Annotated in this window: 12 protein-coding genes; all 12 read left to right on the top strand. The window is 71.6% G+C overall.

Annotation, left to right across the window (positions count from 1 at the left end; translation table 11 throughout):
- Positions 1 to 197 precede the first annotated feature (197 nt).
- On the top strand, positions 198 to 1,256 hold the full coding sequence (gene prfA, locus ACTHMS_RS23085) for a peptide chain release factor 1 (RefSeq protein ID WP_440309001.1): 1,059 nt from the start codon (positions 198 to 200) through the stop codon (positions 1,254 to 1,256).
- Between the two features lie 23 nt (positions 1,257 to 1,279).
- A complete protein-coding gene (gene prmC, locus ACTHMS_RS23090; RefSeq protein ID WP_440309002.1) occupies positions 1,280 to 2,161 on the top strand; it encodes a peptide chain release factor N(5)-glutamine methyltransferase in 882 nt (293 codons plus the stop codon).
- A 68-nt stretch (positions 2,162 to 2,229) separates the two neighbouring features.
- Positions 2,230 to 2,901, top strand: a complete 672-nt coding sequence (locus ACTHMS_RS23095) for an L-threonylcarbamoyladenylate synthase (protein WP_440309003.1) — start codon at positions 2,230 to 2,232, stop codon at positions 2,899 to 2,901.
- Positions 2,902 to 2,908: 7 nt separating this feature from the next.
- Positions 2,909 to 4,096: a glycosyltransferase family 4 protein gene (locus ACTHMS_RS23100; protein ID WP_440309004.1), complete on the top strand. Its 1,188-nt coding sequence runs from the start codon at positions 2,909 to 2,911 to the stop codon at positions 4,094 to 4,096.
- Positions 4,097 to 4,199: 103 nt separating this feature from the next.
- Complete coding sequence (locus ACTHMS_RS23105; RefSeq protein ID WP_440309005.1) at positions 4,200 to 4,409, top strand: AtpZ/AtpI family protein; 210 nt, start codon at positions 4,200 to 4,202, stop codon at positions 4,407 to 4,409.
- A 33-nt stretch (positions 4,410 to 4,442) separates the two neighbouring features.
- The gene (locus ACTHMS_RS23110) at positions 4,443 to 4,850 is read left to right on the top strand and encodes an ATP synthase subunit I (protein ID WP_440309006.1); all 408 of its coding nucleotides are present in this window, start codon (positions 4,443 to 4,445) and stop codon (positions 4,848 to 4,850) included.
- Between the two features lie 67 nt (positions 4,851 to 4,917).
- On the top strand, positions 4,918 to 5,655 hold the full coding sequence (gene atpB / locus ACTHMS_RS23115; RefSeq protein ID WP_440309007.1) for a F0F1 ATP synthase subunit A: 738 nt from the start codon (positions 4,918 to 4,920) through the stop codon (positions 5,653 to 5,655).
- A gap of 92 nt (positions 5,656 to 5,747) precedes the next feature.
- Positions 5,748 to 6,002 carry a F0F1 ATP synthase subunit C gene (locus ACTHMS_RS23120; protein ID WP_440309008.1) on the top strand — a complete coding sequence of 85 codons (255 nt, stop codon included), beginning with the start codon at positions 5,748 to 5,750 and terminating at the stop codon, positions 6,000 to 6,002.
- A 42-nt stretch (positions 6,003 to 6,044) separates the two neighbouring features.
- A complete protein-coding gene (locus tag ACTHMS_RS23125) occupies positions 6,045 to 6,590 on the top strand; it encodes a F0F1 ATP synthase subunit B (RefSeq protein WP_440309009.1) in 546 nt (181 codons plus the stop codon).
- Complete coding sequence (locus tag ACTHMS_RS23130) at positions 6,587 to 7,411, top strand: F0F1 ATP synthase subunit delta (protein WP_440309010.1); 825 nt, start codon at positions 6,587 to 6,589, stop codon at positions 7,409 to 7,411. The genes ACTHMS_RS23125 and ACTHMS_RS23130 overlap by 4 nt, the downstream gene beginning before the upstream one ends.
- A gap of 54 nt (positions 7,412 to 7,465) precedes the next feature.
- Complete coding sequence (gene atpA, locus ACTHMS_RS23135; protein WP_440309011.1) at positions 7,466 to 9,022, top strand: F0F1 ATP synthase subunit alpha; 1,557 nt, start codon at positions 7,466 to 7,468, stop codon at positions 9,020 to 9,022.
- A 10-nt stretch (positions 9,023 to 9,032) separates the two neighbouring features.
- A partial coding sequence (locus ACTHMS_RS23140) for a F0F1 ATP synthase subunit gamma (RefSeq protein WP_440309012.1) occupies positions 9,033 to 9,347 on the top strand: 315 nt, incomplete at its 3' end.

Consider the following 9,347-nt stretch of genomic DNA (forward strand, 5'->3'; position numbering starts at 1 on the left):
CGATGACGTCCTTGCTGTCGTTCGGGTCCTTCGGCAGCAGCAGCTCGCGCAGCCGCGCCTCGAGTTCGTCGATGCGCTGCTCGAGCGTCGTGGGCCGGGCCCCCACCCAAGCCGACACAGCGGGCCCCCCCCCCGCCGGCGCCGGGCCCCCCGTGGGGGGGCCGGGCGCCGTTGCTGTTCCCGGGAGGGAGACCCCGATGTCGCAGTTGCCGGAGCTGCTCGCCGAGTACGGCGAGGTCGAGCGGGCGCTGAGCGACCCGGCGGTGCACGCCGACGCCGGGCGCGCCCGCACGCTGGGCCGCCGCTTCGCCGAGCTGGCCCCGATCGTCGCCGTCGCCCGCGAGCTCGACGCCGCCCGGGACGACCTGGGCACGGCGCGCGAGCTGGCCGCCGAGGACGCCTCGTTCGCGGCCGAGGCGACGACGCTCGAGCAGCGCATCGACGAACTCGAGGCGCGGCTGCGCGAGCTGCTGCTGCCGAAGGACCCGAACGACAGCAAGGACGTCATCGTCGAGATCAAGGCGGGCGAGGGCGGCGAGGAGTCGGCGTTGTTCGCGGGCGACCTGCTGCGCATGTACCTGCGCTACGCCGAGCGGCAGGGCTGGGCGACCGAGGTGCTCGACGACGAGCCGACCGACCTCGGCGGCCACAAGTCCGTCACCGTCGCGGTGCGGGCGCGCCGCGCCGAGGACGCCGTGTGGGCCAAGCTCAAGTACGAGGGCGGCGTGCACCGCGTGCAGCGGGTGCCGGCCACCGAGTCACAGGGCCGCATCCACACCTCCGCCGCCGGCGTGCTCGTGCTGCCCGAGGCCGAGGAGGTCGAGATCGAGATCGACCCCAACGACCTGCGCATCGACGTCTACCGGTCGTCCGGCCCGGGTGGGCAGTCGGTGAACACGACCGACTCGGCCGTGCGCATCACGCACATCCCGACCGGCACGGTCGTGTCGATGCAGAACGAGAAGAGCCAGCTGCAGAACCGCGAGGCGGGCATGCGGGTGCTGCGGGCGCGGTTGCTCGCCGCCGCCCAGGACGCCGCCGACGCCGCGGCGTCCGACGCCCGCCGCTCGCAGGTGCGCACCGTCGACCGCAGCGAGCGCGTCCGCACCTACAACTTCCCCGAGAACCGCATCAGCGACCACCGGGTCGGGTTCAAGGCCTACAACCTCGACCAGGTGCTCGACGGCGCCCTCGACGACGTGATCGCCGCGCTGCAGAAGGCGGACACCGACGCCCTGCTCGCCGGCACCCAGTGACCGACCACCCGCGAAACCCTCCCGTGTGGCCCATTTCCGAGGCTGGAAACGAGCCCCACGGGAGGGTTTCCGCTGCCGGACTGCTGCGTGAAGCGGCGGCGCGGCTCGCGGCGGCAGGGGTCGGGTCGCCGCGGGTCGATGCCGAACTGCTGCTGGCGCACGTGCTCGGTACGCCCCGCGGGCGCCTGCTGCTCGCCGGGCCGGTGCACCCGTCGGTCGTGGTGACCTTCGACCGGCTCGTGCGCCGCCGGGCCGCGCGCGAGCCGCTGCAGCACATCCTCGGCCGGGCGCCCTTCCGGCACCTCGAGCTCGCCGTCGGGCCGGGGGTGTTCGTGCCGCGTCCGGAGACCGAACTGCTCGTCGACGCCGTGCTGCCGGCGCTGCGGACGGCGGCGGCGCCGCTGGTCGTCGACCTCTGCGCGGGCAGCGGGGCGCTCGCGCTCGCCGTCGCCGACGAGGTGCCCGGCGCTCGGGTGCTCGCCGTCGAGCGCCCCGGCCCGGCCGTGCCGTGGCTCGAGCGGAACGCCGCGGGCAGCCGGGTCGAGGTCGTGGTCGCCGACGTGGCCGATCCGGCGCTGCTCGCCGACCTCGTCGGCCGTGCCGACGTCGTCGTGAGCAATCCCCCCTACGTGCCGCGCGACACCGCCGTCGATCCCGAGGTACGCCGCGACCCGGAGGTCGCCGTCTTCGGCGGCGCCGACGGTCTGGCGCTCGTCCCCGCCGTGGCCGGGGCGGCTGCCCGCCTGCTGCGCCCCGGCGGCACCTTCGCGATGGAGCACGACGACACCCACGCCGAGACGGTGCCGGCCCTGCTGGCCGGGTCGGGGCAGTGGGTCGACGTGGCCGACCACCGCGACCTCGCCGACCGCCCCCGGTACGTCACGGCGGTGCGCTCGCCCCGGTGAGGCAGGATGGGCTGCGATCCGATCCTGGCGCGCCCGGCGGCGCGCCGCACCGACGAACGGAGGCGCCGATGGCCCAGTTCTTCGACTGTCGCGACCCGGTCGGTCGCGTCGAGGGCATCGAGGCGGCGACCCACCGCATCGCCTACGGCGAGCTGGTCGTGCTGCCCACCGACACCGTCTACGGCATCGGTGCCGACGCGTTCGACCCGGTCGCCGTCGGCGCGCTGCTGGCCGCCAAGGGTCGCGGACGCGACATGCCGGTGCCCGTGCTCATCGGCTCGTGGAACACCCTCGACGGCCTCGTGACGTCGGTCGACGCGCGCACCCGCCGGTTGGTCGAGGCGTTCTGGCCGGGCGGGCTGACGCTCGTGGTCAAGCACGCGCCCTCGCTGAGCTGGGACCTCGGCGACACCGACGGCACGGTCGCCGTGCGGATGCCGCTGCACCCGGTGGCGATCGAGCTGCTTGAGCGCACCGGCCCGATGGCCGTGTCGAGCGCCAACAAGTCGGGTCACCCGGCTGCGCAGACGGCCGCCGAGGCGCGTGACCAGCTGGGGGAGTCGGTCGGGGTCTACCTCGAGGACGGCCCCGTGCCCGGCGGGATCGCGTCCAGCATCGTCGACGTCACCGGCCCGGTGCCGCGCGTGCTGCGCGTCGGCGCCATCGGCGTCGACGACCTGCGCGCCGTCGTGCCCGACCTCGTCGACGGCACCGTCACGGGCACGCCCGCCGGCGCCTGACGCTGCGATGGTCACCCACCCGCGCTTCGAGTACGTCCTGGTCGGGCTGCTCGCCGCGGCGATCACCTTCCTGCTGACGCCGCTGATGCGGGTGCTCGCCGTCCGCATCGGGGCCGTGGCCAACCCGCGCGACCGCGACGTGCATGCGATGGCGATCCCGCGGCTCGGCGGGGTGGCGATGTTCGGCGGGGTGGCGCTGGCGCTGCTGGTCGCGTCCCAGCTGCCGTCGTTGCAGGCCTCGTTCCGCAGCGGCCCCGAGATGGGCTGGGTCGTGCTCGCCGCGGCCATCATCTGCGCCCTCGGCGTGCTCGACGACAAGTACGAGCTCGACTCGCTCACCAAGCTCGCGGGGCAGGTGCTGGCCGCGGGGATCATGGTCACCCGCGGCGGCACCCAGCTCGCCTTCGTCTACGTCCCCTTCGGCGACGTCGGCACGATCAGCCTGGGCGGCGACATCGGCGTGCCGGTGACGATCCTGCTCACCCTCGTGACGATCAACGCGCTGAACTTCATCGACGGCCTCGACGGGCTGGCCGCGGGCGTCACGGCCATCTCGGCCGGCGCCATGTTCGTGTTCAGCTACCACCTTTCGCAGCAGGGATACCAGAGCGTGCCGGCCGCGCCCACCCTGCTCGCCGCGCTGCTCGTCGGGGCCTGCCTGGGCTTCCTGCCGCACAACTTCTACCCGGCCAAGCTGTTCATGGGCGACTCCGGCTCGATGCTGCTCGGGCTGCTGCTGTCGGCCAGCACGGCCACCGCGACCACGCAGGTCGACCCGCAGGCGTTCACCACGCTGACCAACACGCTGCCGCTCGTGCTGCCGCTGCTCATCCCGGTGGCGGTGCTGGCGGTGCCATTCATCGACCTGCTGCTCGCGGTCGTGCGGCGGGTCAGCCGGGGGCGGTCGCCGTTCGCGCCGGACAAGCAGCACCTGCACCACCGGTTGCTCGAGCTCGGGCACAGCCAGCGCCGCGCGGTCGTGCTGCTCTACATCTGGTCGGCGCTGCTCGCGTCGTTCGGGGTCGGGCTCTCGTACACCAACGGCCGCACCGCGGCGGTGCTGCCCATCGTCGCCGGGGTGATCGTGGTGGCCGTGCTGCTGCTGGTCGTGACCCGGCTGCAGGGGCGGCAGACGACCTCGGACGTAACACCGCTGTACCCGGTACGAAGCAGTCCTGATGAGCCGGTAAGCTGACCGCGCTGCCTCAGGCACACGTGGACTTCCGGCCCGCGCGGCCGGGGCACCAGTGGGCCCGGGGTGGTCAGGCAGTGCCGGCCGCACCTCGAGGAGCGCCCTTGTGACCAGGGGTTCCGACGGGCTCGGCCTCACCGATCTCCTCGGTCTGGGGCTCGGGGCCGCGGTGACTCTCGCCGTGGGCATGGGCCTGGGCTGGCTCGTCGACGCGCTGCTGGGTACCTTCCCGGTCTTCCTGTTCGTCGGGCTGGGGCTCGGGGTGGTCGGGGCGGTGGCCTACGCGACCGTCCAGATCCGGAAGTACCTGACATGACGCAAGACCAGGACACGACGTGAGTGGGGATCAGTGACCGACCTGCAGCCGATGGTCTACACGCCGGTGTCGGCGGTGGCCAACCTGCGCCGCTCGGCCGTGCTCGGCGCCGTCCTGGGCGCCCTCGCGATCGTCGTCACCTCACTCGTCGGCCACCCGATGATGGGCGTCTTCGTCCTGCTCGGCTTCGCCCTCGGCGCGCTGAACACCTACCTGCTGCAGAAGTCCGTCCTCACCTTCGCCCGCGGCCGGATGTCGAAGAAGCGGGTGCAGGGCGGCGTGCTGCTGCGCCTGGGCGCGATCACCGCGGTGGCGATCGGCTTGGCCCTGATCGTGCGGCCCGACGGCTACGGCACCTTCGCCGGCCTCGCCGCCTTCCAACTGCTGATGCTGGTCGGTGCCGCCGTGCCGCTGCTGCGCACGATGCGGCCGACCGCATGACCCTGCTGCAGACGTCCTGCACGCCCACGACGGGCGCGCCGACCCCAGACCCTCGAGGAGTTGACCAGTGACGGGCCATCCCGCCGCACTCAACATCACGCCCGGTGAGCACATCCACTGGCACATCGGGTCGCTGACGCTCAACGCCGACACCATCATCGCGACGGTGATCGCCGGGCTGGTCGTCATCGTCCTCGGCCTCGCGGTCACTCGCCGCGCGAGCTCGACCAAGCCGACCAAGATGCAGCTCGCCTTCGAGACCGTCGAGCAGCAGGTCGAGGGCCAGGTCGAGGACGCCATGGGCGTGAAGACCGCCCCCTGGGTGGTGCCGCTGGGCATGGCCCTGTTCCTGTTCATCCTGCTGGCGAACTGGATCTCCATCCTGCCGACGAAGATCAACGAGCACCACGGCGAGTTCGCCCCGCCGCCGGCGTCGGATGTGAACCTGACCTACGCGCTGGCGATCATCGTCATCGGCACGATGCACGTCGCCGGCATCCGGAGGAACGGGCTGAAGTACTACGCGCACATCTTCGAGAAGCCGCGGGCGCTCATCCCACTGCGGATCGTCGAGGAGCTCATCAAGCCGGTGACGCTCTCGCTGCGTCTGTTCGGCAACATCTTCGCGGGCACCATCATGGTCGCGCTCATCGCCGCCCTGCCGGTGTGGATCCTGTGGGCGCCCAACATCCTCTGGAAGCTGTTCGACATGTTCATCGGACTGATCCAGGCGTTCATCTTCGGGCTGCTGACCGTGCTCTACCTGAGCTCGATCAAGCCGCACGAGGAGGGTGCGCACCACTGACCGGCAGTACCGCAGCACACTTGTCACCCGCCAGCCGGTGACGGCACCGACTGGCACCCGTCAGCAATTCACTGGAAGAAAGCAGGATCGACATGGCAACGGTTCACGAGACCGTCATCTCCGGCAGCCTCATCGGCGGTGGCCTGGCCCTCGGCGGCGGCGCCATCGGCGCCGGCATCGGTGACGGCATCGCCGGTGCGTCCCTGATCCAGGGCGTCGCCCGTCAGCCCGAGGCCCAGGGCCAGCTGCAGACGCTGTTCTTCCTCACCGTCGGTCTGGTCGAGGCGGCGTACTTCATCAACCTCGCCTTCGCCGTCCTCTTCGTCTTCGTCCAGGGCACCAAGTAACCCGTCCCTGACGTCACCGTCGCAGCTGCAGAACGGAACCCCATGGCACAGCACACGCTCGCGGACAACAACTTCCTTGTCCCGAACGCGACGTTCATCGTGGAGTTCATCGCGTTCCTGATCATCCTGGCGATCATCGGCAAGTACGTCGTCCCGCGCCTGACCAAGGTGCTGGGCGAGCGGCAGGCGATGATCGACCAGCAGGTGAAGGACGCGCAGGAGGCCAAGCACCAGCTGGCCCAGGCGCAGGAGTCCTACCAGAACGCGCTGACCGAGGCCCGCACCGAGGCCGCGCAGATCCGCGAGAACGCGCGCGCCGAGGCGCAGCGCACGATCGAGGAGCTGCGCACGTCGGCCCAGGAGGAGGCGGCGCGCATCGTGGCCCGCGGCGACGAGCAGCTGGCGCAGCAGCGTTCGGCCGTCGTCCGTGAACTGCGCGCCGAGATCGGCACCCTGGCCGTCGAGCTGGCCGAGAAGATCGTCAGCCAGCGCCTGGCCGACGACACCTCGGTCTCGGCGACCGTGGACGCCTTCCTCGCCGGGCTCGAGGCCCGTGACACGGCCGCGACGACCGGAGACACCGCATGATGCGTTCGGCGAGCCGGCAGGCGCTCGTCGAGCTGCGGCGCCGGCAGGAGGCCGCGCTCGGCGCGAACGCCGGCGCGGGTGCGTTCGGCGGGCTCGCCGACGAGCTCTACGCGGTCGCCGACCTGCTGGTCGGTCAGCCGCGGCTGCGGCGTGCGCTGGGCGACCCGGCCACGGCCCCGTCCGCGCGCACCGACCTCGCCCGTCGGCTGTTCGACGGCAAGATCAGCGGTGCGGCCCTCGAGGTCGTCACCGCCGCGGTCGAGCAGCGCTGGTCGTCGCCGTGGGACCTCACCGACGCCCTCGAGCGGGCCGGTGACGACGCCCTGTTCGCGGCCGCCGAGGCCGACGGCGTGCTGAACGAGGTCGAGGACGAGCTGTTCCGCGTCGAGCGGATCTTCAGCGCGAACGGCGAGCTGGTGAGCCTGCTCGACGAGCAGGCCGCGCCGGCCGAGCGCCGGGTCGAGCTGGCGTCCCGCCTGCTGCGCGGCAAGGTCTCGTCGGTCACCCAGCGGCTGGTCGAGCACGCGGTGCGCAGCCAGCGCAAGCGCTCGGTCACCCTGGCCGTCGACGACCTGCTCGAGCAGGCCGCCGACCGGCAGGAGCGGTCGATCGCGCGGGTCGTCTCGGCGACGCCGTTGACGGACCGTCAGCAGCAGCGGCTGCAGGCCGCCCTCGGTGATCTCTACGGGCGCAAGATGGTGTTGCGGGCCGCGGTCGACCCGAGCATCCGCGGTGGTCTGGTCGTCCGGGTGGGCGACGAGGTGATCGACGGCAGTGTCGCGTCGCGGCTCGCCGGCGCCCGGGCCGCCCTGGCCACCTGATCCGAGCAATTCCACATACGTTGACGAAGCAGTGACGAAGAGACAGAGGGAACCATGGCAGAGCTGACGATCTCCGCTGACGAGATCCGGAGCGCGATCGAGAGCTACGTTTCGTCCTACTCGCCGACCGCGTCGCGCGAGGAGGTCGGTGTCGTCGCCGAGACCGGTGACGGCATCGCGCGGGTCGAGGGCCTGCCGAGTGCGATGACCAACGAGCTGCTCGAGTTCGACGGCGGCACGCTCGGCATCGCGCTGAACCTCGACGTGCGCGACATCGGCGTCGTCGTCCTCGGTGACGCGTCCGGCATCGAGGAGGGCCAGCAGGTCAAGCGCACCGGCGAGGTGCTCTCGGTCGCCGTCGGCGACGGGTACCTCGGCCGCGTCGTGAACCCGCTCGGCGAGCCGCTCGACGGCCTGGGCGAGATAGCGACCGAGGGCCGCCGCGCGCTCGAGCTGCAGGCGCCGACGGTGGTGCAGCGCAAGGAGGTCCGCGAGCCGCTGCTCACCGGCATCAAGGCCATCGACTCGATGACGGCCATCGGCCGCGGCCAGCGCCAGCTGATCATCGGCGACCGGCAGACCGGCAAGACCACCGTCGCCCTGGACGCGATCATCAACCAGCGCGACAACTGGAAGACCGGCGACCCGGCCAAGCAGGTGCGCTGCATCTACGTCGCCATCGGCCAGAAGGGCTCGACCATCGCCTCGGCGCGGCAGACCCTCGAGGACGCCGGCGCCCTGGAGTACACGACGATCGTCGCCGCCCCGGCGTCCGACTCGGCCGGCTTCAAGTACCTCGCGCCGTACACCGGCTCGGCCATCGGCCAGCACTGGATGTACGACGGCAAGCACGTCCTCATCGTCTTCGACGACCTGAGCAAGCAGGCTGAGGCCTACCGCGCCGTGTCGCTGCTGCTGCGCCGCCCGCCGGGCCGCGAGGCCTACCCCGGCGACGTCTTCTACTTGCACAGCCGGCTGCTCGAGCGCTGTGCGAAGCTCTCGGACGAGATGGGCGGCGGCGCGATGTCCGGCCTGCCGATCATCGAGACCAAGGGCAACGACGTCTCGGCGTACATCCCGACCAACGTCATCTCGATCACCGACGGTCAGTGCTTCCTCGAGACCGACCTGTTCAACGCCGGTGTGCGGCCGGCCATCAACGTCGGCATCTCGGTGTCGCGCGTCGGTGGTTCCGCCCAGCCGAAGGCGATGCGTGCGGTCTCGGGCCGCCTGCGCGTCGACCTGGCCCAGTACCGCGAGCTCGAGGCGTTCGCCGCCTTCGGTTCCGACCTGGACAAGGCCTCGCAGCAGCAGCTCGCCCGCGGTGCGCGTCTGGTCGAGCTGCTGAAGCAGCCGGCCGCGTCGCCGTTCTCGATCGGTCGCGAGATCGTCTCGATCTGGGCCGGCACGAGTGGCCAGCTCGACGACGTCGAGGTCGGCGACATCCGCCGGTTCGAGACCGAGTTCCTCGACTACGTGCAGCACACGAACGCGACCATCTACGACGACCTGGCCACGGCCAAGGGCTTCGAGGACGCGCACCAGACCACGCTCGAGAAGCTGATCACGGACTTCAAGAAGCAGTTCCAGCCGTCGGCCGAGAAGAAGTAGGTCTCGTTCGATGGGAGCCCAGCTTCGCGTCTACCGACGGCGGATCCGATCCGTCCAGTCGACGCGGAAGATCACCAAGGCGCAGGAGCTGATCGCTGCGTCGCGCATCGCCAAGGCGCAGGCCCGGGTCAACGCGGCCCGGCCCTACGCCGAGGAGCTCAGCCACGCGCTCGCCGAGCTGAGCAGCGACACGACGATCAAGCACCCGCTGCTGAACGGGGTCGACAACCCGCGCCGGGCCGGCGTCCTGCTCATCACCAGTGACCGCGGGCTCGCCGGCGGTTACAACGCCAACGCCATCAAGGCGGCCAACGAGTTGGCCGCC

The organism is Jatrophihabitans sp., from assembly GCF_051960575.1.
Taxonomy (GTDB): Bacteria; Actinomycetota; Actinomycetes; order Mycobacteriales; family Jatrophihabitantaceae; genus JBQCEE01.